The following is a 1,287-nucleotide window of genomic DNA, read 5'->3' on the forward strand; positions in this document are numbered from 1 at the left end:
AACCATCCGCCCCGACGGGCACAAGGTCAGCTGGCTGACCTACGGCAGCGGCCATCTGCTGGGGATGACCCTCGATCAGCACGAGATGCTCGCCTACGAGCGCGATGACCTGCACCGCGAAATCACGCGCCATCAAGGCAACCACCTGATGCACACACAGCGCTGGAGCGTGACCGGACGGCCTGAGGAGCAATGGCTAGGCAGTCACGACGGCAAGTCGGTGCTGATCAAACGGCAATACCACTACGACCCGGCCGGGCAATTGACGGGCATCCATGACAGCCGTCGTGGCCAGCTGGCGTATCAATACGATCCCCTTGGGCGCCTGCTGCAGGCCAACAGCCGACTGGGCGCCGAAACCTTTACCTTCGACCCAGCGGGCAACCTGCTGGATGAAACCCAGCAACTCAACCGCCCGCTTGAAGAGGACGCCAGGCACAAGAAGTTGATGGACAACCTGCTGCGCACCTATGCCGGCAGCCATTACCGCTACGACGAACGCGGCAACCTGACCCATCGGTTGGCCGACGGTGTCCAGGCGCATTTCACCTGGGACCTGTTCAACCGGCTGGTGCGTTATAACGACGACCAGCTCAAGGTCGACTACAGCTACGACGCTCTGGGCCGACGCCTGCATAAGCATTCGGTGGCGCACTTCTGGGACCGCCCCGAAGCCGGTACTGGCTGGAACCAGTTGCAACGCGCCAAGCGCCAGCGTGATCTCGGCTGCGGCTTCACCTTGTTCGGCTGGGATGGCGACACCCTGGCCTGGGAAAGCTCTCCACCACGGGATGAGGGCGACACTGGCCGCACCGTACATTACCTTTACGAGCCCGGCAGTTTTGTACCGGTCGCCCAGGCCCTGCGCAACGGCCCGATCCGCCTGCACAAGCAGCCAGACTGGAGCCTGCGCGAATACGATTTCGACCAAGACCCGCTGTGGCACACCGAGGTCAAACCGCAGGCCTTCGATGCCATGGCCTGGTACCACTGCGATCATCTGGGCACGCCACAAGAGCTCACCGATGTGCAGGGGAACGTAGTCTGGAGTGCGCATTACACGGCGTGGGGGGAAGTGCGCGAGGAACGCACGGAGCGAGCTAGATTGCAGGGGGTGAGCAACCCGATTCGCTTCCAGGGGCAGTACCAGGACCCGGAAACGGCGCTGAACTACAACCGCTATCGTTATTACGAGCCGAAAATGGCGCGGTATGTGTCCAGGGACCCGATTGGGATGCAGGGTGGGATGAACGTCTATAGCTATGTGAATAACGCGCCTGTTATGCG

At 61.8% G+C, this 1,287-nt stretch carries 1 protein-coding gene; it reads left to right on the plus strand.

All coding sequences use genetic code 11. From position 1 onward, the window contains the following. Window positions 1-1,287, plus strand: a 1,287-nt coding sequence (locus DM373_RS28375; RefSeq protein WP_208642839.1) for an RHS repeat-associated core domain-containing protein, incomplete at both ends; no start/stop codon positions are given.

Origin of the sequence: Pseudomonas sichuanensis (assembly GCF_003231305.1) — a bacterium.
Taxonomy (GTDB): Bacteria; Pseudomonadota; Gammaproteobacteria; order Pseudomonadales; family Pseudomonadaceae; genus Aquipseudomonas; species Aquipseudomonas sichuanensis.